This is a genomic window from Variovorax sp. GW821-FHT06D12 (assembly GCF_059419205.1).
In genome coordinates, this window is the sequence record NZ_JBWKRI010000012.1 from 14180 (window position 1) to 36932 (window position 22753).

Sequence of the window (22753 nt, forward strand, 5' to 3'; positions counted from 1 at the left end):
GAACACGGACATTACCGGCCAGTAGGAATTTTACGGGCCAGTAGCATTTCGCTGCTGGACACAAACCCTGACCTTGCGGCGCGCCCCTTAGCCATGCCTGACGAGACTCGACGGGATACCTCCATGTCCGCACCTTCCGCCACGGCCCCGGTGCTGCAGGCCGAGGCGTTGACGCTGGCATTCGGCGGCGTGAAGGCGCTCACCAACGTCGGCTTCAGCGTCGCGCCCGGCTCCATCACCGCGGTGATCGGGCCCAACGGCGCGGGCAAGACCTCGCTGTTCAACACCATCTCGGGCTTCTACAAGCCCTCGCAGGGCCGCGTGCTGTTCGAGGGCGCCGACATCACCCGCCTGCCCGCCCCCAGGCGCGCCGCGCTGGGCCTGGCGCGCAGCTTCCAGAACATCGCGCTGTTCCGTGGCATGACCGTGCTCGACAACATCAAGCTCGGCCGCCACGCCCACCTGAAGACCAACGTGTTCGACGCCCTCTTCTACCTGGGCCGCGCGCGCCGCGAAGAGGCCGAGCTGCGCCGTGACGTGGAAGAACGCATCATCGATTTCCTCGAGATCGACCACATCCGCCACGCCTCGGTGGCCGCCCTGCCCTACGGCCTGCAGAAGCGCGTCGAAATGGCGCGCGCCCTGGCCATGCAGCCCAAGGTGCTGATGCTCGACGAACCCGTGGCTGGCATGAACCGCGAAGAGACCGAAGACATGGCGCGCTTCATCCTCGACGTGCGGCGCGAATGGGGCATCACGGTGCTGATGGTGGAGCACGACATGGGCATGGTGATGGACCTGTCGGACCACGTGGTGGTGCTCAACTTCGGCCAAGTCATCGCGCAAGGCACGCCCGCGCAGGTGCAGGCCGACCCGGAAGTGATCCGCGCCTACCTCGGCGCGGGCGACGTGGGCGAGCTGCGCCGCCGGCTGCGCGGCGAAGCCACGGCAGGAGCCGCCTGATGGATTGGGCCTACCTCTTCGAGATCGCGCTCACCGGCATCGCCGGCGGCGGCCTGTATGCGCTGGCGGCGCTGGCCTTCGTGCTGGTCTACAAGGCGACGCGCGTGGTCAACATCGCCATCGGCGAGATGCTGATGGTCGGCGCCTACCTGTTCTTCACCTTCGCCGCGAGCTTCTCGCTGCCGATCTGGATGGCGGTGCTGGGCTCGGTGATCGGCACCGGCCTGCTGGGCGCGGTGATCGAGCGCACCATGATCCGCCCGCTGCTGGGCGAGCCGCCGATCTCGGTGTTCATGGTGACGGTGGGGCTGGCGTCGATCCTCGTCGGGCTGGTCGAGATCATCTGGACCGCCGACCAGCGCCGCCTGCCCGAGTTCCTGCCCAACACGCCCGTGATGATCGGCGAGGCCTTCCTGGCGCCCAAGATCGCCTACGGCGCACTCATCGCCGTGGTGCTGATCGGCCTGGTGCTGCTGCTGTTCCGCTTCTGGCGCGGCGGCGTGGCGCTGCGGGCCACGGCCTCGGACCAGGCGGCTGCGTACTCGATGGGCATCCACGTGCCGCGCGTGTTCTCGCTCGCCTGGGTCGCCTCGGCCATGATCGCGGCGGTGGCCGGCATCATCGTCGGCGCCATCGGCGGCATCTCGTCGTCGATGGGCGTGTTCGGGCTGTCGGTGCTGGTGGTGGTGATCGTCGGCGGGCTCGACAGCGTGCTCGGCGCACTCGTCGGCGGCGTGCTCATCGGGTTGATCGAAGCACTGGCCGGCTCCTACCTGGGCGGCGAATACAAGCTGCTCGCCACCTTCATCGTGCTGGTGTTCGTGCTGATGGTGCGGCCGTACGGGCTCTTCGGCACGCACGAGATCGAGAGACTCTAGCCATGCGCATCGGCACCCTCAAGCAAAGCTACATCGCCGACGCGGCGCTGTTCGACTCGCGCACGCAGAAGGTGTGGCTCGCGATCGGCGCGGCGCTGCTCGTGCTGTTCCCCTTCATGGCCAGCGACTACTGGCTGTACCTCGCGTGCCTCGTCGCCATCAACGTCGCGAGCGCCACGGGCCTGAACATCCTCACGGGCTACACGGGCCTCGTGAGCCTCGGGCAGGCCGCGTTCATGGGGCTGGGCGCGTACACGGTCGCGATCATGCAGACGCGGTTGGGCACGCCCTTCCTGCTGAACATCCTCGCGGGCGGCGTGGTCGCGATGCTCGGCGGGCTCGTCGTCGGCATTCCGTCGCTGCGCGTGAAGGGCCTGTACCTGGCCATCGCGACCATCGCCGCGTCGTTCATCACGCACTTCCTGTTCGCCAACCTCAAGCTCACGGGCGGCACCACGGGCATCTCGCTGCCGCCCGCGCAGCTCTTCGGCCTGCCGCTGGACACCTCGTTTCGCCTGTACTGGGTGATCGTGCCCGTGATGGTGCTGATGGTGCTCGGCGCGGCCAACCTGTTCCGCACGCGCGTGGGTCGCGCCTTCATCGCCATCCGCGACCGCGACATCTCGGCCGAGGTGCTGGGCATTCCGCTGCTGCGCTACAAGCTGCTGTCGTTCGGGCTGTCGTCGTTCTACGCCGGCGTGGCGGGGGGCCTGTGGGCCTACTTCTTCCGCGTGGTCACGCCCGAGAGCTTTCCGCTCCTGATGTCGATCTTCTTCCTGGCCGCCATCATCGTCGGCGGCATGGGCACCATCCTGGGTGGCATCTTCGGCGCCGTGTTCATGACCATGGTGCCCGAGCTGCTCAAGCTGGTGGTCGACCTGCTGCCGGGCGGCGTCGAGATGACCGTGTTCCTCTCGCCGGTGCGCACCGTCGTCTTCGGCCTGCTGATCGTCGGATTTCTGGTGTTCGAGCCGCACGGGCTCGCAGAAGTGTGGCGGCGCCTGCGCCGCTTTTTCCATCTATGGCCGTTTCGTAACTAGAACCAGGAGACACACATGCCCAAGACAACGAAGAAGCTTTCCCCCCAGCGCCGCGCCCTGCTGATCGCCGCAGGCCTGGCCGCCGCCGTGCCGTTCGCAGCGAACGCGCAAGGCAACGAGGACATCGTCATCGGCGGCTCGATCCCCATGACCGGCGTGTTCGCCTTCGCGGGCGTGGGCATCAACGCCGGCATTGCCGACTACGTGAAGATGGTCAACGACGCGGGCGGCATCAAGGGCCGCAAGCTGCGCTACGTACCGGAAGACACGGGCTACAAGGTCGACGTGTCGGTGGCGGCCTTCAAGAAGATCACGAGCCAGAACAAGGTCAACCTCTACTACGGCGACTCCACCGGTTTCTCCAAGACCATCAACCCCGAGCTCGACCGCGGCGGCCAGATTTTGATGGCGGGCGCCTCGTTCGCGACCGAGCTGAACGACCCGGCCAAGTACCCGAACCAGTTCCTCGTGGGCCCCGACTACACCGAGCAGATCGGCATCCTGCTGCGCCACATCGCCAAGGAAAAGCCGGGCGCGAAGGTGGCCTTCGTGTACTCCGACTCCGAGTTCGGCCGCGACCCCATCGAGGCCAGCGAAGCTGCTGCCAAAAAGCTGGGCCTGAGCGTGCCCGTGAAGCTCATGACGCCCGCGGGCAGCGTCGACGTGTCGACCGAAGTCATCAAGCTGCGCCGCGCCGCGCCCGACTACACGATCTTCCACGGCTACATCCTGGCGCCCATTCCCGAGTTCGTGCAGCAGGGCAAGCAGATGGGCATGACCAGCAAGTGGATGGGCACCTTCTGGACCATGGACAGCTCCACCGTCATGAAGATGGGCGAAGGCGGCGACGGCTTCATGGGTGTCATGCCCTACCGCTACTACTACGACACCTCGGCCAAGGCGCCGATGCTCGACAAGATCCGCGCGCTGCGCCCCGAGTACCAGAGCACGGCCTACACGCAGGGCTTCCTCACGGCGATGCTGTTCACCGAGGCCGCCAAGCGCACGCTCGACGCCGGCAAGCCGCTCGATGGCAAGAACCTGAAGGCCGCGCTCAACACCATCAAGGACTTCGACACCGGCGGGATCATCGGCACGCCGATCACCATCAAGGGCAATTCGATTCCCGTGGGCCGCGTCTACAAGGCCGACATGAAGGCGCAGAAGATGGTGCCGGCCTCCGACTGGATCGCACTGAACTGATCGACACGATGGACGCGCGCGCGGCACCGCCCGACCTCGTACTGGAGGTCAACAACATCGAGGTGGTCTACAACAAGGTCGTGCAGGTGCTGCGCGGCCTGTCGCTGGCCGTGCCGCGCGGACAGATCGTGGCGCTGCTGGGCAGCAACGGCGCGGGCAAGTCGACCACGCTGAAGGCGGTGTCGGGCCTGCTCGCGCTGGAGGACGGCGAGGTCGAGGCCGGGCGCATCGTGTTCGACGGCGCACCGACCGAGCGGCTCGCGCCGCAGCAGCTGGTGCGGCGCGGCCTGAGCCATGTGATGGAAGGCCGGCGCGTGTTCGAAGACCTCACGGTCGAAGAGAACCTGGTCGCTGCGACCTACGCGCTGACGGGCCGCACGGGCGTCGCGCCCGCGTCGCGCAACTTCGACGACGTCTACGCCTACTTCCCTCGCCTGCACGAGCGCCGCAAGGGCCTCGCGGGCTACCTCTCGGGCGGCGAGCAGCAGATGCTCGCCATCGGCCGCGCGCTGGTCGCGCAGCCCCAGCTGATATTGCTCGACGAGCCTTCGCTGGGCCTGTCGCCCAAGCTGGTCGAGGACATCTTCACGATCATCGCGCGCATCAACGCCGAGCGCGGCACCTCGATGCTGCTGGTGGAACAGAACGCCAGCGTGGCACTGGCCATTGCGCACACGGGCTACATCATGGAAAGCGGCAAGGTCGTGATCGACGGCAGCGCCGAGCGCCTTGCGGCCGACCCCGACGTGCGCGAGTTCTACCTCGGCGTGGGCGGCAGCGGCGAATCGCGCAGCTTCCGCGAGCTGAAGCACTACAAGCGCCGCAAGCGCTGGCTGTCATGACGACGAACCCGCTCCCTTCGCTCACGCTGCCGCAGATGCTGCGCGAGCAGGCACGCCTGCAGCCGCAGCGCACCGCGATCCGCCAGAAGGACTTCGGCATCTGGCATCCGCTGGACTGGGCCGGCTACCTGCAGCGCGCGAGCCGCTTCGGCCTGGGCCTGCACGCCATGGGCCTCGCGCCCGGCGGGCACCTGGGCGTGATCTCGGAGAACCGCGTCGAGTGGCTGCTCGCGCAGATGGGCGCGGGGCTCATCGGCGCCGTGACCGTGGGCGTGTACCCCACCAGCCCGAGCAACGAGGTGGCCTACGTGGTCGGCCATGCGGACATCGAGGTGATCGTCTGCGAGGACCAGGAGCAGACCGACAAGGTGCTCGACGCGCTCGACCAATTGCCGCGCCTGCGCAAGATCGTCGTGATCGAGACCAAGGGCCTTGCGAGCTACCCGCCCGAAGTGCGCGAGCGCATCGCGACCTTTGCGGAGGTCGAGCAGGCCGGCGCCGAGGTGCTGGCGCGCGATGGCACCGCGCTCATCGACGCCGCGCTGCAGCGGCAGACGCTCGCCGACATCGGTTTGATGATCTACACCTCGGGCTCCACCGGCAAGCCCAAGGGCGCGATGATTTCGTACCGCAACATCCGCGGCGTCGTGCCCGGCATCGTCGAGCGGCTCGGGCTCGACGGCGGCACCACGCACCTGTCGTACCTGCCGCTGTGCCACGTGGCCGAGCAGATGCTCACGGCCTTCGTGCCGCTGTACCTGGGCTCGCAGGTCAACTTCGGCGAATCGATCCGCACCGTGCAGGAAGACCTGCGCGAGGTGGCCCCCACCATGTTCCTCGGCGTGCCACGCATCTGGGAAAAGCTGCACGCGGGCATCAGCATCAAGATGCAGGAAACCGGGCGGCTGCAGCGCGCGCTGTTCCGCAAGGCCATCGAGGCCTGCGCGCCGCTGGCCGAGAAGCCGCGCAGCACCTGGACGCTGGCCGAGCGCGGCCGCTTCGCCCTCGCCTACTGGACCGTGCTGCGCGCCCTGCAGAACTTCATCGGCCTGCGCCGCGCGCGCATCGCGCTCACGGGCGCGGCGCCGATTCCCGCGGACGTGGTGCGCTTCTTTCGCACGCTGGGCGTGCCGCTGGTCGAGGTGTACGGGCTCACCGAATCGACCGGCATGGTCTCGGGCCACCGCGCCGACGCCGTGACCATCGGCACCGTCGGCCCGCCCACGCTGGGCACCGAGCACCGCGTGGGCGAAGCCGGCGAGCTGCTGGTGCGCGGCGACATGGTGTTCGAGGGCTACTACAAGAACCCCGAGGCCACGGCCTCATCGATCCGCGATGGCTGGCTGCACACGGGCGACGTGGTGCGCGAGGAAGCCGGCGGGCAGCTGCGCATCGTCGACCGGCTGAAGGACATCATGATCACCGCCGGCGGCAAGAACCTCACGCCCTCGGAGATCGAGAACACCATGAAGGGCAGCCCCTTCATCAAGGAATGCATCGTGGTGGCGGACGGCCGCAAGTTCGTCGGCGCGCTGCTGCAGATCGACTACGAGACGGTCGGCAAATGGGCCGAAGCGCAGCGCCTGCCCTTTACGCATTTCCGCTCGCTGGTGGAAGAACCCAAGGTGCGCGCGCTGATCGAGGCCGAAGTGGCGCGCGGCAATGGGAAGCTGGCGCAGGTGTCGCAGATCAGACGTTTTCATCTGCTCACCAAAGAGTTGGACCATGACGACGGTGAAGTCACCGCCACCATGAAGGTGCGGCGCTCCAGCATCTACAAGGCCTACGCCAACGAGATCGAGGCGCTGTACAGCGCCTGATCGGGAAGAAAAAGGCTCAGTCGCCGCGCACGGGCCGGGCCCGCACGTCGGTCACATCGTCGGCAGGGCCCAGCACGACCGGGCTGCGCACCGATTCGCCGCGCGCACGGGCACTGACCACGTCGGCGGCCGTGGGCTCGGCCGGCTGTTGTGCCGCATGGCGAAATCGGTCGAAACCCGAGCGCGGGTTGAAACGCATGACCCAGGGCGTCACGGGCTTGCCCGTGAGGCGCCCCCAGGCGTAGCGCACACCCCACACCGCCGCCAGCAGCAGGGCCGCCACGGCCAGGCTGGCCGCGAAGACCAGCCCCAGGAGCAGAAGAATGACGCGAAGAATGAAGTTCATCATCCGACTTTAGGCCGATGCAGCCGCCGTTGGTTCCCCGCCCTTGCGGAACGAGAACTGGCCCGGCGACTGGATCGGGTCGGTTTCGACCTCGATCGTGTCCTTCGGCCCGAAGCTGCCGTCCAGCAACAGCTTCGAGAGCGGGTTCTCGATGCGCTGCTGGATCGCACGCTTGAGCGGACGCGCACCGAACACCGGGTCGAAGCCGACCTTGGCAATTTCGGCCAGCGCCGCAGGCGACACCTGCAGGCCCAGGTCCATCTTCGCCAGGCGCGCCTGCAGCACCTTGAGCTGGATCGCGGCGATCGATTCGATGTTCTTCGCGTCGAGCGCGTGGAACACGACGGTCTCGTCGATGCGGTTCAGAAACTCGGGGCGGAAGTAGTTCTTCAGCTCGTCCCACACCGCTTCCTTGATCTCCTCGCTCGGCTGGCCCACCATCGCCTGGATGATCGGCGAGCCGATGTTGCTGGTCATCACGATCACGGTGTTCTTGAAGTCCACGGTGCGGCCCTGGCCGTCCGTGAGGCGACCGTCGTCGAGCACCTGCAGCAGCACGTTGAACACGTCGGGGTGGGCCTTCTCGACCTCGTCGAGCAGCACCACGCTGTAGGGCTTGCGGCGCACGGCTTCCGTGAGGTAGCCGCCCTCTTCATAGCCCACGTAGCCCGGCGGCGCGCCGATGAGGCGGGCGACCGAATGCTTCTCCATGAACTCGCTCATGTCGATGCGGATCAGGTGGTCTTCGCTGTCGAACAGGAAGCCCGCGAGCGCCTTGCACAGTTCGGTCTTGCCCACGCCCGTGGGGCCGAGGAACAGGAACGAACCCGTGGGGCGGTTCGGATCGCTCAGGCCCGAGCGCGAGCGGCGGATCGCGTTGGCGACCGCACCGATGGCCTCGTCCTGGCCGACCACGCGCTCGTGCAGCTTGTCTTCCATCACGAGCAGCTTGTCGCGTTCGCCCTGCATCAGCTTGGCGACCGGGATGCCGGTGGCGCGTGCCACGACCTCGGCGATTTCTTCCGAACCGACCTGCGTGCGCAGCAGCGTGGGCGCACTGGACTTGCCCTTGCTCGCCTCGCTCTCTTCGGCTTCCTTCAGGCGCTTCTCGAGCGCCGGCAGTTGGCCGTATTGCAGCTCGGCGACCTTGTTGAAGTCGCCCTTGCGCTTCCATTCCTCGATCTGGAACTTGATCTTGTCGATGTCTTCGCGCACGTGCGCGCTGCCCTGGGCCTGGGCCTTCTCGGCCTGCCAGATCTCGTCGTAGTCGGCGATTTCCTTTTGCAGCTTGGTGATCTCGTCCTCGATGAGGCCGAAGCGCTTCTGCGAGGCTTCGTCCTTTTCGCGGCGCACGGCTTCGCGCTCGATCTGCAGCTGGATCAGGCGGCGGTCGAGGCGGTCCATGACCTCGGGCTTGGAGTCCATCTCGATCTTGATCTTGGCCGCGGCCTCGTCGATCAGGTCGATGGCCTTGTCGGGCAGGAAGCGGTCGGTGATGTAGCGATCAGACAGCTCGGCCGCGGCCACGATGGCCGGGTCGGTGATCTGCACGCCGTGGTGCACTTCGTACTTCTCCTGCAGGCCGCGCAGGATGGCGATGGTGGCCTCGACGCTGGGCTCGCCCACGATGATCTTCTGGAAGCGGCGCTCCAGCGCGGCGTCCTTCTCGATGTACTTGCGGTACTCGTCCAGGGTGGTGGCACCCACGCAGTGCAGCTCGCCGCGCGCGAGCGCGGGCTTGAGCATGTTGCCCGCGTCCATCGCGCCTTCGGCCTTGCCGGCACCGACCATGGTGTGCAGCTCGTCGATGAAGACGATGGTCTGGCCTTCGTCCTTCGCGAGTTCGTTGAGCACGGTCTTCAGGCGCTCTTCGAACTCGCCGCGGAACTTGGCACCGGCCAGCAGCGCGGCCATGTCGAGCGACAGCACGCGTTTGCCCTTCAGCGACTCGGGCACTTCGCCCGCGACGATGCGCTGGGCCAGGCCTTCGACGATGGCGGTCTTGCCCACGCCGGGTTCGCCGATGAGCACGGGGTTGTTCTTGGTGCGGCGTTGCAGCACCTGGATGGCGCGGCGGATTTCCTCGTCGCGGCCGATGACCGGGTCGAGCTTGCCCAGGCGGGCGCGCTCGGTGAGGTCCAGGCAGTATTTCTTGAGGGCTTCGCGCTGGCCTTCGGCGTCGGCGCTGTTCACGCCCTGCCCGCCGCGCACGGCCTCGATGGCCGATTCGAGCGACTTGCGGCTCAGGCCGTTGTCCTTGGCGATCTTGCCGATGTCGGCCTTGCTGTCGGCCACGGCGAGCAGAAAGAGTTCGCCCGCAATGAACTGGTCATTGCGCTTGATGGCTTCCTTCTCGGTCGCCTGCAGCAGCTTGCCCAGCTCGGGGCCGACCTGCACGATGTCGTGGCCCTGCACCTGGGGCAGTTTCTTGATGGCGCCTTCGGCGGCCTGCAGCAGCCCGGGCACGTTGACGCCGGCACGCTCCAGCAGGGCGCGCGGGCCGTCGTCCTGGCGCAGCATCGCGACCAGCAGGTGGGCCGGCTCGATGTAGGCGTTGTCGCTGCCAAGGGCGAGCGACTGGGCGTCGCTCAGTGCTTCCTGAAATTTGGTGGTGAGTTTGTCTTGTCGCATGGTGGTATTCCTGCATCCAAAATAGGGCTGTTCGGGCACGATTCAAGGTTGCGAATCGGATTTGCACCCTGGGCACGGGTATTGCACCGGGCCCCGCACCTTCCTGCCGTAGGCATTTCTCTCTTTCTTCGAATGGAGTCGATCATGGTTTTTTCAATGCAGCGCGTCCAACCGATGCGCCGCGCGTTCAGCGTGGGTCTCTTGGCTGCGGCCATGGGCATGGCCGGCCTGGCGCAGGCCCAGAGCGGCACGCCGGTGCGCCTCCTGGTGGGTTTTCCCGCCGGCGCGGGCACCGACGCCATCGCCCGCACCCTGGGCGAAAAGCTCAAGGACGTGCTGGGCGTGCCCGTGGTGGTCGAGAACCGCGCGGGCGCGGGCGGCCAGATCGCGGCGCAGGCGCTGAAGGCCGCGCCGGCCGACGGCCACACGCTGTTCCTGTCGCATGACCACTCCATCTCGATCCTGCCGCAGGTGGTGAAGAACCCGGGCTTCAACCCCGCCACCGACTTCGTGCCCGTGGCCGGCTTTGCCACCTTTGCCAACGTGCTGGCGGTGTCGGGCGGCACGCCGGCCAAGAGCATCGACGAGTACGTGAAGTGGATCCGCACGCAAAAGGGCGGCAAGGAAACCATCGGCGTGCCGGCACCCGCGTCGATCCCCGAGTTCCTGGTGAAGATGATCTCGGACAAGTACAAGATCGACGTGCAGCCCGCGCCCTACCGCGGCAGCGCGCCCATGACGGCCGACATGCTGGGCAATCAGATCACGGCGGGCATCGCCTCGGTGCCCGACTTCATCGAGAACCACCGCGCGGGCAAGGTGCGCATCGTGGCCTCGATCGGCGCCAAGCGCCAGGCGCTGCTGCCGAACGTGCCGACCTTCACCGAGCTGGGCTTTGCGAACCTGGAGGACCTGCCCTACTACGGCATCTTCGCGCCGGTGGGCACGCCGCAGCCAATCATCGACAGGTACGGCGACGCGCTGCAGAAGGTGCTGGCCATGCCCGACGTGAAGCAGAAGCTCACCACCATGGGCCTGACGGTCGGCTACGAGCCCCAGGGCCAGTTCGCCGGCCGCGTGCGCACCTACACGCAGACCTGGGAAAAGATCATCCAGGCGAGCGGCTTCAAGCCCTGATCTGTTTCGAAACGACGGGCGGGCTGAGGCGCCCTCCGTCACATGGGTGATATTCCGGCCCGGCGGGGCCCCTCTACGATGGGCCCTCGCCTTCCAACAACAAAGCCGGAGACACATCCTCATGCGATTCACGACCCTCGCCGCCTCGCTGGCGGCCGCGCTGCTGCTCGGCGCCTGCGGCAGCACCGCGCCCATTTCCCCTGCCGACGTCGGCGAATTGCGCCCGGGTTCGGGCTACCTGAAGGGCTACCTGCCCGCCGCCGAGCTGCCCGACAGCCTCGCCCTGCTGCCGGCGCCCCCGGCCGAGGGCTCGGCCGCGCTGGCGGCCGACGGCGCCACCTTCCGTGCGCTCACGGCCCTGCAGGGCACGCCGCGCGGCGCACTGGCGGTGCAGGACGCCAACCTCAAGTTTCCGAAGGCCGCCGAGGTGTTCTCGTGCGCGCTGGGCATGCCGATCTCCGAGCAGGCCACGCCGAACCTGAACATGCTGCTGCGCCGCACGCTGGCCGACGCCGGCTCGGCCACCTACAAGGCCAAGAACACCTACAACCGCACGCGCCCCTTCGTCGCGTTCAAGACCGGCAGCTGCACGCCCGCCGAAGAAGCCTCGCTGGCCAAGGACGGCTCCTACCCCTCGGGCCACTCGGCCGTGGGCTGGGCCTGGGCGCTGGTGCTGACGGAACTCGCCCCCGAACGCGCCGACGCGCTGCTGCAGCGTGGACGGGCCTTCTCGCAAAGCCGCGCGGTCTGCGGCGTGCACTGGCAGAGCGACATCGAGAACGGCCGGCTGGTCGGCGCGGCGACCGTGGCCAGGCTGCACACGAACCCGGTGTTCCAGGCGCAGATGGCGGGCGCCCGCGCGGAGATTGCGAAGGCCCGTGCGGCGGGTGCGGTGCCCGCTCAGGACTGCAGTGCGGAAGCCAAAGCACTGGCGGCCTCGGCGCTGATCGCGCCCTGAGTCTCGACCGCCCCGCTCAGGTGGCGCTGTTCGAAGCCGCGATGCCCCAGCGCGCCAGCGCCTCGTCGTCGGTCACGCGGGCATCGACCCAGCGCGCGCCCTCGGGCGTCTGCTCCTTCTTCCAGAACGGCGCCTGGGTCTTCAGGTAGTCCATCAGGAACTCGCAGGCCTGGAAGCTCTGGCCGCGGTGGGCGGACACGACCGCCACCATCATGATCTGGTCCAGCGGCTGCAACAGCCCCACGCGGTGGATCACGCGCGCGCCAAGGATGTCGAAGCGCTTGTGGGCCTCGTCGATCATGGCCTCGATGGCCTTCTCGGTCATGCCGGGGTAGTGCTCCAGCTCCATCGAGGCGATGGTGCTGCCGTCGTTGCGGTCGCGCACGGTGCCGATGAAGCTGCAGACGGCGCCGACGCGCGCGTCGGCCGCGCGCAGGGCGGCGATCTCGGCACCGGCGTCGAAGTCGGCCGTCTGGATGGAAACGCGAGGGAGCGAGGACATGCCCAAATTGTGGCACTGCCGCCCTACACTGCGCCGATGCCGGCTCCCACGTCGCAGCCCCTGACACCCGACGATGTCGAGATGCTGCGGCGCGTCGACCTTGCCGCGCGCACCCCGGCTGCCGGCTTGGCGGTGCTGGCCGTCCTGCTGGCGGGTTGCGCCCTCGTCTTCGTGGTGATCGGGCGGCTGCCCGGCGCCCCGGCGGGCCTGGCCCTGGCGATGAACGCGGCGGCACTGGTCACCTTGCTGCTGGGCGTGTGGCTGTTCACCCATCGGACGCGGATCGACCGGCGCCGGGCCCAGGCCACCCGCGAGGCCCTGGCGAAGAACAGCAAGTTCACCGTGGCCGGCACCGTGGACCACGTGGCCGCCCTGCCCGGCGGCGCGCTGCGCTACACGGTCGACGGCCAGTTCCACATCGACGTCGCGCCAGTGCTGGGCCTGGACGCACCTCGCAGCCACGCCACGGGCCGACCGCTGACGGCGGTGCGGCACCTGGCGCAAGCGCCCGTCGAGATCGAATGCCTGGCGCGCGACAACGCCGTGCATCTGCTGCTGCGCACGCGCTATCCGATGGCACGCGAGGCCACGCGCACCGAGCGGCCGGCCACCTCGCGCGACCGTCGGCGCGCCGGGCGCTCGGACCGCCGCTTCATGGGCATCGTGCTGGCGGGCGGCGCGGTCCTGGCGATCGGGACGGCGTGGGCCGACGGTTTTCGCCCGGGCTTCGGCCTGTTCATGGCGGGGTACGCAGCCGCCATCTGCGCGCTGGTGTTCGCGGTCGGCGTGCTGCCACAGCTGCTGCGCGCACGCCGGTTCACGCACCTGCACACGGTGAGCGGGCCGGTCACCGAAATCCTCACGGCCCAGGTGCCGCAGGGCAAGCACACGGCGGAGGTGCGCTGGTTCCGGGTCGACGGCCAGCTGTTCGGCGCACTCGACCTCAAGACCGACGCGCAGCTGGGCAACCAGGTCACGGTCGAGTTCCTGGGCAATGCCCGCGCCGCCGACGGCGGCCGTGTCGTGAGCCTGCAACGCAGCGCCACCGCACCGCCGGCCTAGGCGCGACAATGCAGCCCATGCCTTCGCGCCGCACGTCCACCCGCCTCTCGCCTTCGTTCGAAGGTCAGGCACGCGCGCGCCAGGGCAACAAAGCCAAAAAACCAAAGCTCGTCTGACCGGAGCCGAGGTTCCGTCGTCGGATGAGCGACGGAACCTGCCAAGGCTTTGGCCCCTCTTGGGTTGCGCGCGCATCGGACGGTGGTTCTTTCCATCGGTCGATTCCTGAAAGGAAGCCTGCGTGCCACATCAACAACCAACCGCCGACACCGCCACCGCCACCGATTTCTCGGGCCTGTGGGTCGCCCTCGTCACCCCGTTCCGCGACGGCGCGGTCGACCACTCCGCCCTGGCGGCGCTCGTGCGCCGGCTCGCCGACGACGGCGTGACCGGCTTCGTGCCCTGCGGCTCCACCGGCGAGGCCGCCGCGCTCGACGAGGCCGAACAGCTCGCCGTGCTCGACACCGTGCTCACCGCTGCCGGTGGCCTGCCGGTCGTGATGGGCGTGTCGGGCTACCACCTGGGCAAGACCACGGCATGGGTGCGCAGGCTCTCGGAACGCCCGCTGGCGGGCCTGCTGGTGGCCGCGCCGCACTACATCCGCCCGTCGCAGGCCGGCGTGATCGAGTGGTTCCACGCCATCGCCGATGCCAGCACGGTGCCCGTGCTGGTCTATGACATCCCCTACCGCACCGGCGTGACCATCGCGCGCGAGACGATGCTGGCGCTGGCCGAGCACCCGCGCATCCGCGGCATCAAGGACTGCGGCGGCGACATGGCCAAGACGCGCGCGGTGATCGCCGACGGCCGGCTGCAGGTGCTCACGGGCGAAGACCACCAGATCTTCGCCACCATGGCCGAAGGCGGCGTGGGCGCCATCGCGGCCAGCGGCCATGTGCAGACGAAGCGCCTCGTGCGGCTGGTGCGCCTGCTGGCCGAGAACCGGCTGGCCGAGGCGCGCGCCGAATGGCAACCTCTGCAACCGCTGCTGGAGATGCTGTTCGCCGAACCCAACCCGGGCCCGCTGAAGGCGCTGCTGGCGCATGCGGGCGAACTGCGTGACGAGCTGCGCTCGCCGATGACGCGCGCGTCGGACGGCCTGCGCGAGCGCCTCGTGGCGCTGGACGCGCGGCTCAGCCGCCCGTGACGGGCGGAAAGAACGCGACTTCGCAGTCGTCGCGCAGGGCGGCGGCTTCGTCGCTCATGGCCTGGTCGAGCGCCATGCGCACGGCCTTGCCGCGCGCGAGCGCGCTGGCGTAGGCGCCGCCGCGGGCGATGAGCTCGTCGCGCAGGGCTGCGAGCGTGCCGGCGGCCGTGTCGACGGTTTCACCGCTGCTGGACAGTGCCTCGCGCACGGAGGCGAAATAACGGATGCGGACCTTCATGGGGTGGTTCAGCCGAGCAGCGATGCGAGGGGAATGAAGTTCACGGTGTCGCCGACCTGGATGGTCCGGCCCGCCGGGTTGTCGACCAGGCCGTCGCCCCAGACCATCGAGGTGAGCACGCCCGAGCTCTGGTTGGCGAACAGGTCGAGCCCGCCCGCCGCGTTGCGCCGCACGCGCAGGAACTCGCGGCGCTTGTCGGCACGCATCCAGTCGAAATCGGCGCGCAGCGGCACGGCCGCGGGCGCCACGCGCGTGGCGCCCTGCAGCGCGAGCAGGAAGGGCCGCACCAGCATCAGGAAGGTCAGGAAGCTCGACACCGGGTTGCCGGGCAGCCCCGTGACATGGCACACGCCCTGCCCGTTGCTGCGTGCGATCGAGCCGTAGGCGAAGGGCTTGCCGGGCTTCATCGACAGCGCCCAATGCTGCAGCTCGCCCAGCGACTGCAGCGCGGCACGGATGTGGTCTTCTTCGCCGACCGAGACCCCGCCGGTGGTGATGATCAGGTCGTTCGCCTCGGCCGCCTCGCGCAGCGCGGCGATGGTGGCTTCGCGGTTGTCGGGCACGATGCCCAGGTCGTTCACCTCGCAACCCAGGCGGTGCAGCAGCGCGCGCATGAAGAAGCGGTTCGAGTTGTAGATCGCGCCAGGCTTCATCGCGTCGGGCGCGACCTCGCCGGGCATCACCAGCTCGTCGCCGGTGGAGAGCATGGCCACGCGCGGCTTGCGCGCGACCTGCAGCGTGTCGAGGCCGACGCTGGCGGCCAGGCCGAGCGCGGCGGGCGTGAGGCGTTCACCGCGCTGGAGCACCACGTCGCCCGAGGCCACGTCCTCGCCTGCGCGGCGCACCCACTGGCCGGCCACGGGCGCGATGGCGATGCGCACCGCCCCCAGGCCGCCCTCTTGCGGCGTGGCGGTCGTGTCTTCCTGCATGACGACCGCGTCGGCGCCTTCAGGAATCTGCGCCCCCGTAAAGATGCGCGCCGCCGTGCCGGCCGCGAGCGGCGTGCCGACGGTGCCGGCGGGAATGCGCTGCGTCACGGCCAGCTCGGTGCCGGGCGTGGCGCAATCGGCCGCGCGCACGGCATAGCCGTCCATCGCGCTGTTGTCGCGCGGCGGCACGGTGAGGCCCGAGACGAGGTCCTGCGCCAGCACGCGCCCGTCGGCGTCGAAGGTGCCGACGCTTTCGGCCGGCAGCAGCGGCCGGGCCTTGGCGAGCAGCACCGCGATCGCTTCATCGAGCGGCATCAGCGGCGGGCGCAAGGACGAGGCGGCGAAGGGAACGGGAGAGGAATCAGCCATGGTGTCCGGGGTTGTAGTCGAAGCGCTCGCCGCTGTCGATCAACCACGTGGCAATGGCCTCGGCGTCGTTGAGGTCGAGCACCGGGCGCGCGGTGGCCTCGGGCAGGCCGTCCGGCGCATCGGTGGCGATGGCGGTGACAAAGGGGTCGTCGATGTAGAGCGCGGGGCGCGGCGCCTCGCCGTCGCCGCTCGGACGCCAGACCTCGATCTTGAGCACGTCGCTGTGCCGGAAGCCCTCGACCAGCGCCCAGTCGACCGCCGGGTGCAGCTCGGCGAGCAGCTGGTGCACCGTGAGCTCGACCGGCACCTCGAACTCGCGCATCAGCGCCAGCCGCTGGTCGGACGCGACGACCACCTCGAAGGCCCCGGCCTGCCGATGGCGCCAGGTGTCCTTGCCGACGTGGTCGATGTCGAAGCGGTGGTGCGCATGCTTGACCACCGACACGCGCAGCCCGCGCTGCTTGAGCACGGGAATCAGGCGCTCCACCAGCGTGGTCTTGCCTGCGCCGGAATACCCGGCGAAGCCGACAACCTTCATGCCGCGGGCGCCCCGGTCAGTCGCAGTGCTGGGCGATGTAGGCCTTGACGGCCTCGGCATCGGCCGGCAGCTGGACCACGCGCTTGGGCAAGGCTTCGATGCCTTCGAACTTCTTCGGGCGCGCGGGCTCCTCGCCCAGCGCCTCGACCACCGTGGCCGCGAACTTGATCGGCAGCGCGGTCTCGAGCACCACCATCGGCACGCCGGGCGTGAGCTGCTCGCGCGCGGCCTTGAGGCCGTCGGCGGTGTGCGGATCGATCAGCGTGGCGAAGCGCTTCTCGGTGTCGCGGATCATCGAGAGCCGGTCGGCGTGCGTGCTGCGACCGCTGCGAAAGCCGAAGCGCTCGGCGGCCTGCTTGAAGGCCGGGTCGGCGCTCAGGTCGAAGCTGCCCGTCAGGCCCAGGTCGTCCACGAACAGCTGGCGCAACTTTGCGGGATCGCGGCCGACGAGGTCGAACACGAAGCGCTCGAAGTTGCTGGCCTTGCTGATGTCCATCGACGGGCTGGAGGTTTCGTGCGTGTCGACCGCCGCGCGCACGCGGTACACGCCGGTGCGGAAGAACTCGTCGAGCACGTCGTTCTCGTTGGTGGCGACCACCAGCGTCTGGATCGGCAGGCCCATCATGCGTGCCACGTGGCCCGCGCAGACGTTGCCGAAGTTGCCCGAGGGCACGGTGAAGCTCACCGGCTTGTCGTTGCTCGCGGTGGCCTGGAAGTAGCCCGCGAAGTAGTAGACGACCTGCGCCAGCAGGCGCGCCCAGTTGATCGAGTTGACCGTGCCGATGCGGTACTTGCGCTTGAAGGCCAGGTCGTTCGACACGGCCTTGACGATGTCCTGGCAGTCGTCGAACACGCCGGTGATGGCGATGTTGTGGATGTTGGCGTCCTGCAGGCTGAACATCTGCGCCTGCTGGAACGGGCTCATGCGGCCATCGGGCGAGGTCATGAAGACGCGCACGCCCTTCTTGCCGCGCATGGCGTACTCGGCCGCGCTGCCGGTGTCGCCGCTGGTGGCGCCCAGGATGTTGAGCTCGGCGCCGCGGCGGGCCAGTTCGTACTCGAACAGGTTGCCCAAGAGCTGCATCGCCATGTCCTTGAAGGCCAGCGTGGGGCCGTTGGACAGAGCTTCGAGGTACACGCCATCTTCGAGCTCGCGCAGCGGCACGATCTCGTCGGTGCCGAACACCTCGGCCGTGTAGGTCTTCGCGCAGATCGCCTTCAGGTCGGGTGCAGGAATGTCGTCGATGTACAGCGAGAGGATTTCGAAGGCCAGCTCGGCGTAGGGCAGCGTGCGCCACTTGGCGAGCGTGGCGGTGTCGACCTGCGGGTACGTCTCGGGCAGGTACAGGCCGCCATCGGGCGCCAGACCTTCGAGGAGGATTTCGCAGAAGCGCTTGCGGTCGGCGTGGCCGCGGGTGCTCAGGTAGTTCACTTCAACTCTTCCTTGCGGATGCGTACGATGGGCTCGAGCACGGTCGGCAGCGCCTGCAGCTCGGCCATGACGTCATTGACGGTGCCTTCGCGCGCGTCGTGCGTGAGGATGATGAGGTCGGTCTGCGTCGAGCCCTCGCCGCCCACTTCGTCGGCTTCGCGCTGCAGCACGGCGTCGATGCTGATGCCGGCGGTGGCCAGCAGGCCCGTCACCTTGGCGAGCACGCCGGCCTGGTCGGCCACGCGCAGGCGCAGGTAGTAGCTGGTGACGACTTCCGACATCGGCAGCACCTTCAGGTCGCTCATGGCGTCGGGGTGGAAAGCCAGGTGCGGCACGCGGTGCGCGGCGTCGGCGGTGTGCAGGCGGGTGATGTCGACCAGGTCGGCAATGACGGCGCTGGCGGTCGGCTCGCTGCCGGCGCCCTTGCCGTAGTACAGCGTGGTGCCGACGGCGTCGCCGTGCACGACCACGGCGTTCATGGCGCCTTCGACGTTCGCCAGCAGGCGCTTGGACGGCACGAGCGACGGATGCACGCGCAGCTCGATGCCCTGGGCGGTGCGCTTGGTCACGCCCAGCAGCTTGATGCGGTAGCCGAGCTGCTCGGCGTACTTGATGTCCTGCGCGGCGAGCTTGGTGATGCCTTCGACGTGGGCCTTGTCGAACTGCACCGGAATACCGAACGCGATGGCGCTCATCAGCGTGACCTTGTGCGCGGCGTCGACGCCTTCGATGTCGAAGGTGGGGTCGGCTTCGGCGTAGCCCAGGCGCTGGGCTTCCTTCAGCACGGTGGCGAAGTCCAGGCCCTTGTCGCGCATCTCGGACAGGATGAAGTTGGTGGTGCCGTTGATGATGCCGGCCAGCCACTGGATGCTGTTGGCCGTGAGGCCTTCGCGCAGCGCCTTGATGATCGGGATGCCGCCGGCCACCGCGGCCTCGAAGGCCACCATCACGCCCTTGGCATGCGCGGCCGCGAAGATCTCGGTGCCGTGCACGGCGAGCAGCGCCTTGTTGGCCGTGACCACGTGCTTGCCGGCCGCGATGGCTTCGAGCACGAGCTGCTTGGCGATGCCGTAGCCGCCGATGAGTTCGATGACGATGTCGATGTCGGGGTTGGCGATGACTTCGCGCGCATCGGCGACCACCTTCACGCCTTCGCCGGCCACTTCGCGGGCACGGGCGGTGTCGAGGTCGGCCACCATGGTGATCTCGATGCCGCGGCCGGCGCGGCGCTTGATTTCTTCCTGATTGCGCAGGAGCACCTTGAAGGTGCCGCTGCCGACCGTGCCTGCGCCGAGCAGGCCTACTTGGATGGATTTCATGGGAGGGGTCGCGTTCATGGTTTGGATGAGGTGAGAGACGGTGCTGCGGCGTCCACGAGGCGGCTGACGTAGCGCGGCAGGCTCCAGGCGCCGCCCGCAAAGCCGCGGCACATGCCGTCGCCGTTCGCACCGGTGCGCACGAAGGTCGTGCCGTTGAAGTGCCAGGTTTCGCTCGACCAGCAATCGCCGATGCCGCGGCCCTTCATGGAAGAGGTGACGCTGGCGTCCTTGTCGTCGAACTCGCCGCTCGCCTCGAGCGACACGGGCGCATAGGGCGGCTTGTCGTTGGCGGTCCAGAGCAGCGTGGTGTAGTTGTACGCGCCCACGCCGCAGCCCAGCGCCAGAAGCACCTTGCGGTCGTTCAGGCGGTGAACCTCCACCGACCTGGCGTTGACCTGGTCCTGGTTGTTGCACCGCTCGCGCGCGTCTTTCAGGTCGAGCGACGGAAAGATGCGCGCGGCCAGCGTGTCGTCGCCAGCTCGCGCCTTCGGCGGCTTGACCACATGGACGACGGGCATGGGCACCGGCGGCAGCACGGAAGATTCGGGCTTGGCGCCCTTGCGCACCAGCGCACCCGGGGTGCCGACGCGGCCTTGCGTTTCGTCCATCTTCAGCAGCACGGCGTTGAGGCCGGCGAGCGACAGCGTCCACTTCTTGCCGCCGTTGGCCGTGACGGTGGCGTCGTCGCTCTTGAGCAGTTCGGGCAGCACGGCGCGGACCTGCCCCTGGTCGAAGCTGGCGGTTCCCGCGTCGAGGCCGGACAGGGCGGCCTTGCCGACCTTGAAGCGCAGCGGCCCCTTGGCGCGGCCGTCATCGCCGATCTGCAGCTGGATGTCGAGGGCCGTGTTCGGCCCGGCCGCGCGGGTGATCAGCATCGACACCTGCTGGTGCTCCCCGCTGTCCGCCTGGTAGCCGGCGGCGCGGCAGGTCAGCGTGTTGTCGCAGACCAGTTCCCAGTCGTTGTGCGAGAACGAGACCGGCTCTTTCTTCCCGGCCGCGCCGACAGACAGTGCGCCCAGCAACAGCGCGGCAGCGACGCAGGCGGATCTCATGGTCCCGTCTTGCGACGCAACCGGTACTGCTCCAGGAACTTGGCGATGCGGTTGATGGCCTCGCGCAAGTCGTCTTCGTGGGGCAGGAACACGATGCGGAAGTGGTCCGGCGTGGCCCAGTTGAAGCCGGTGCCCTGCACCAGCATCACACGGGTTTCCTTCAGCAGCTCGAGGAAGAACTGGCGGTCGTCCGCGATCGGATAGACCGCGGGGTCGAGCTTGGGAAACATGTAGAGCGCCGCGCTGGGCTTGACGCAGCTCACGCCCGGGATGGCGGTGATCAGCTCGTAGGCCAGGTCGCGCTGGCGGCGCAGGCGCCCGCCTTCGCACACGAGGTCGTTGATGCTCTGGTAGCCGCCGAGCGCCGTCTGGATCGCCCATTGACCCGGCACGTTGGCGCACAGGCGCATGTTCGAGAGCATGTTCAGGCCCTCGATGTAGTCGCGTGCGCTGCGCTTGTCGCCCGACACCACGAGCCAGCCGGCACGGTAGCCGCACGAGCGGTAGCTCTTGGACAGCGAATTGAAGGTCAGCGTGAGCACGTCGGTCGACAGGCTGGCGATGGCCGTGTGCTTGACGCCGTCGTACAGCACCTTGTCGTAGACCTCGTCGGCGAAGATCACGAGGCCGTGCTCGCGGGCGATCTCGACGAGGCTCTTGAGCAGCTCGTCGGAATACAGCGCGCCGGTCGGGTTGTTCGGGTTGATGACCACGATGCCCTTGGTGCGGGGCGTGATCTTGGCGCGGATGTCGGCCAGGTTCGGCATCCAGCCGTTGTCCTCGTCGCACAGGTAGTGCACCGGCGTGCCGCCCGACAGGCTCGTGGAAGCGGTCCACAGCGGGTAGTCGGGGGCCGGCAGCAGCAGCTCGTCGCCGTCGTTGAGCAGCGCGTTGGTGGACATGGCGATCAGCTCGCTGGCGCCGTTGCCCAGGTAGATGTCGTCGAGCGTGACGCCCGCGATGCCCTGCTTCTGGGTCTCGTGCATCACGGCCTTGCGCGCCGCGAAAACGCCCTTGCTGTCCGAGTAGCCCGCCGAGGTCGGCAGGTTGCGGATCATGTCCTGCTGGATCTCCTCAGGCGCATCGAAGCCGAACACGGCCAGGTTGCCGATGTTGAGCTTGATGATCTTCTGGCCTTCTTCCTCCATCTGCTTGGCGGCGTCCATGATGGGGCCGCGGATGTCATAGAGGACGTTGGCCAGCTTGGCCGATTTCTTGAGCTGCTTCAAAGGGGCCCTCCCGGGCGGGTTTACTCGAAGGTCAAAGGCCCCTGCGGGCCTCGTGTCACTAGGGAAAACCTATAATTTGACCACAGTTCCCAGTGCCCCGATGAAGCTCCAGCCCGACAAATCCGACGCCCAGACCCTCACCGCACACGGCCCCGGCTGGGTCGCGATCAACAACGAAAAGGTGGAGGGCAGCGTGGTCGTGGGTTCGCGCGGCGAACGCTTTGCCTGGGATTGCACGCGTTTCGACCAGCTAGGGCCCGAACATTTCGCGCAACTGGCCTCTTTGGGCGCCGAACTGATCATTTTCGGCAGCGGAACCCGCATCCGATTTCCCCAACCGGCCTGGCTGCAACCCCTTATGGCTCAACGCACCGGTGTGGAGACCATGGACACCCCGGCAGCCTGCCGCACCTACAACATCCTGGCCGGCGAAGGCCGGCACGTCATCGCCGCCCTGCTCGTCGAGAGCCCGGCGGGTGGCTGAGAGAGGGGTTTTCGAGGTAAAATACCGGGTTGCGAACCGGCCAGCTACCCCAAGTTAGCAACGACCAATCCTCCGTTCATCGAGCAAGCCCGAAAAAGGCTGAGAGGGCTCGGAGAACGGAATCTAACGGAGAAAACAAGTTTCATGGCGATCGTTGTCAACAAACCCATTCCTGAATTCGACGCCAACGCCACGGGCGGCATCAAGGTTTCGAACACCTCGCACCTCGGCCACGTCATGGTCATGTATTTTTACCCGAAAGATAACACTCCGGGTTGCACGACCGAAGCGATGCAGTTCCGCGACCACTACAAAGACTTCGAAAAAGCCGGTGCCACGGTTTTCGGCGTGTCGCGCGACAACATGAAGTCGCACGACGAATTCAAGGCCAAGCTCGAACTCCCCTTCGAACTGATTGCCGACACCGAAGAAAAAATGTGCCACATGTTCGGCGTGGTCAAGAACAAGATCATGTACGGCAAGAAGGTCAAGGGCATCGAGCGCAGCACTTTCCTGATCGGCGCCGACGGCATCCTGAAGGCCGAATGGCGCGGGCTCAAGGTTCCAGGCCATGTCGAAGACGTCCTCAAGGCCGTCAAGGCACTCAAGAAGGCCGCCTGATCGCGCCGCAAGGCAC

At 67.9% G+C, this 22753-nt stretch carries 22 protein-coding genes; 12 read left to right on the forward strand and 10 right to left on the reverse strand.

Annotated elements, in window-relative coordinates; translation table 11 throughout:
* The first annotated feature begins 123 nt into the window (after window positions 1–123).
* From AC07SQ_RS29270 to AC07SQ_RS29295, 6 genes are read left to right on the forward strand one after another with little or no spacing between them, the layout of a single operon-like run.
* Entirely contained in the window at window positions 124–963 is an 840-nt protein-coding gene (locus tag AC07SQ_RS29270) for an ABC transporter ATP-binding protein (protein ID WP_495273421.1), read from the forward strand.
* Window positions 963–1841 carry a branched-chain amino acid ABC transporter permease gene (locus tag AC07SQ_RS29275; RefSeq protein WP_062472963.1) on the forward strand — a complete coding sequence of 293 codons (879 nt, stop codon included), beginning with the start codon at window positions 963–965 and terminating at the stop codon, window positions 1839–1841. The genes AC07SQ_RS29270 and AC07SQ_RS29275 overlap by 1 nt, the downstream gene beginning before the upstream one ends.
* A gap of 2 nt (window positions 1842–1843) precedes the next feature.
* Window positions 1844–2881: a branched-chain amino acid ABC transporter permease gene (locus AC07SQ_RS29280; protein ID WP_070059585.1), complete on the forward strand. Its 1038-nt coding sequence runs from the start codon at window positions 1844–1846 to the stop codon at window positions 2879–2881.
* Between the two features lie 15 nt (window positions 2882–2896).
* On the forward strand, window positions 2897–4084 hold the full coding sequence (locus AC07SQ_RS29285) for an ABC transporter substrate-binding protein (RefSeq protein WP_307586122.1): 1188 nt from the start codon (window positions 2897–2899) through the stop codon (window positions 4082–4084).
* 8 nt (window positions 4085–4092) lie between these two features.
* Window positions 4093–4926: an ABC transporter ATP-binding protein gene (locus AC07SQ_RS29290; protein ID WP_095744716.1), complete on the forward strand. Its 834-nt coding sequence runs from the start codon at window positions 4093–4095 to the stop codon at window positions 4924–4926.
* Window positions 4923–6746 carry an AMP-dependent synthetase/ligase gene (locus tag AC07SQ_RS29295; RefSeq protein WP_495273420.1) on the forward strand — a complete coding sequence of 608 codons (1824 nt, stop codon included), beginning with the start codon at window positions 4923–4925 and terminating at the stop codon, window positions 6744–6746. The genes AC07SQ_RS29290 and AC07SQ_RS29295 overlap by 4 nt, the downstream gene beginning before the upstream one ends.
* Window positions 6747–6762: 16 nt before the next feature.
* On the opposite strand, the gene AC07SQ_RS29300 is transcribed toward AC07SQ_RS29295, so the two are convergent.
* Both AC07SQ_RS29300 and clpB read right to left on the reverse strand, forming a co-directional pair.
* Entirely contained in the window at window positions 6763–7092 is a 330-nt protein-coding gene (locus AC07SQ_RS29300) for a hypothetical protein (RefSeq protein ID WP_223301262.1), read from the reverse strand.
* Between the two features lie 9 nt (window positions 7093–7101).
* Window positions 7102–9723, reverse strand: a complete 2622-nt coding sequence (gene clpB, locus AC07SQ_RS29305; RefSeq protein WP_495273419.1) for an ATP-dependent chaperone ClpB — start codon at window positions 9721–9723, stop codon at window positions 7102–7104.
* 156 nt (window positions 9724–9879) lie between these two features.
* Between clpB and AC07SQ_RS29310 the strand changes: the two genes are divergently transcribed.
* A complete protein-coding gene (locus AC07SQ_RS29310) occupies window positions 9880–10860 on the forward strand; it encodes a Bug family tripartite tricarboxylate transporter substrate binding protein (RefSeq protein ID WP_495273418.1) in 981 nt (326 codons plus the stop codon).
* A 121-nt stretch (window positions 10861–10981) separates the two neighbouring features.
* Entirely contained in the window at window positions 10982–11818 is an 837-nt protein-coding gene (locus tag AC07SQ_RS29315; protein WP_495273417.1) for an acid phosphatase, read from the forward strand.
* Between the two features lie 16 nt (window positions 11819–11834).
* Here AC07SQ_RS29315 and AC07SQ_RS29320 read toward each other — a convergent pair whose 3' ends face one another.
* Entirely contained in the window at window positions 11835–12320 is a 486-nt protein-coding gene (locus tag AC07SQ_RS29320; protein ID WP_447743081.1) for a molybdenum cofactor biosynthesis protein MoaE, read from the reverse strand.
* Between the two features lie 36 nt (window positions 12321–12356).
* Between AC07SQ_RS29320 and AC07SQ_RS29325 the strand changes: the two genes are divergently transcribed.
* Together AC07SQ_RS29325 and dapA are read left to right on the forward strand one after the other, a co-directional pair.
* The gene (locus AC07SQ_RS29325; RefSeq protein WP_495273416.1) at window positions 12357–13382 is read left to right on the forward strand and encodes a hypothetical protein; all 1026 of its coding nucleotides are present in this window, start codon (window positions 12357–12359) and stop codon (window positions 13380–13382) included.
* 238 nt (window positions 13383–13620) lie between these two features.
* Entirely contained in the window at window positions 13621–14526 is a 906-nt protein-coding gene (gene dapA, locus AC07SQ_RS29330) for a 4-hydroxy-tetrahydrodipicolinate synthase (protein ID WP_495273415.1), read from the forward strand.
* On the opposite strand, the gene AC07SQ_RS29335 is transcribed toward dapA, so the two are convergent.
* The 7 genes from AC07SQ_RS29335 to AC07SQ_RS29365 are packed head-to-tail and all read right to left on the reverse strand — an operon-like array spanning window position 14513 to window position 21632.
* Window positions 14513–14764 (reverse strand): MoaD/ThiS family protein, encoded by a 252-nt coding sequence (locus AC07SQ_RS29335; protein ID WP_070059592.1) that lies wholly within the window; start codon window positions 14762–14764, stop codon window positions 14513–14515. The two genes, dapA and AC07SQ_RS29335, sit on opposite strands and share 14 nt — an antisense overlap.
* 8 nt (window positions 14765–14772) lie before the next feature.
* Window positions 14773–16062, reverse strand: coding sequence for a molybdopterin molybdotransferase MoeA (locus tag AC07SQ_RS29340; RefSeq protein WP_495273414.1), 1290 nt, complete (start codon window positions 16060–16062; stop codon window positions 14773–14775).
* A complete protein-coding gene (mobB, locus tag AC07SQ_RS29345; protein ID WP_095744706.1) occupies window positions 16055–16600 on the reverse strand; it encodes a molybdopterin-guanine dinucleotide biosynthesis protein B in 546 nt (181 codons plus the stop codon). Before mobB ends, AC07SQ_RS29340 begins: the two co-directional genes overlap by 8 nt.
* A 16-nt stretch (window positions 16601–16616) precedes the next feature.
* Window positions 16617–18032 (reverse strand): threonine synthase, encoded by a 1416-nt coding sequence (thrC, locus tag AC07SQ_RS29350; protein ID WP_495273413.1) that lies wholly within the window; start codon window positions 18030–18032, stop codon window positions 16617–16619.
* Window positions 18029–19351, reverse strand: a complete 1323-nt coding sequence (locus AC07SQ_RS29355; protein ID WP_495273412.1) for a homoserine dehydrogenase — start codon at window positions 19349–19351, stop codon at window positions 18029–18031. The genes thrC and AC07SQ_RS29355 overlap by 4 nt, the downstream gene beginning before the upstream one ends.
* Window positions 19352–19365: 14 nt before the next feature.
* The gene (locus AC07SQ_RS29360; RefSeq protein ID WP_495273411.1) at window positions 19366–20403 is read right to left on the reverse strand and encodes a DUF1176 domain-containing protein; all 1038 of its coding nucleotides are present in this window, start codon (window positions 20401–20403) and stop codon (window positions 19366–19368) included.
* Window positions 20400–21632 (reverse strand): pyridoxal phosphate-dependent aminotransferase, encoded by a 1233-nt coding sequence (locus AC07SQ_RS29365; RefSeq protein WP_062472994.1) that lies wholly within the window; start codon window positions 21630–21632, stop codon window positions 20400–20402. Before AC07SQ_RS29365 ends, AC07SQ_RS29360 begins: the two co-directional genes overlap by 4 nt.
* A 100-nt stretch (window positions 21633–21732) precedes the next feature.
* On the opposite strand from AC07SQ_RS29365, the gene AC07SQ_RS29370 reads away from it, so the two are divergent.
* On the forward strand, window positions 21733–22116 hold the full coding sequence (locus tag AC07SQ_RS29370; protein WP_495273410.1) for an Mth938-like domain-containing protein: 384 nt from the start codon (window positions 21733–21735) through the stop codon (window positions 22114–22116).
* Window positions 22117–22260: 144 nt separating this feature from the next.
* On the forward strand, window positions 22261–22737 hold the full coding sequence (locus AC07SQ_RS29375; protein WP_062472998.1) for a peroxiredoxin: 477 nt from the start codon (window positions 22261–22263) through the stop codon (window positions 22735–22737).
* Window positions 22738–22753 lie beyond the last annotated feature (16 nt).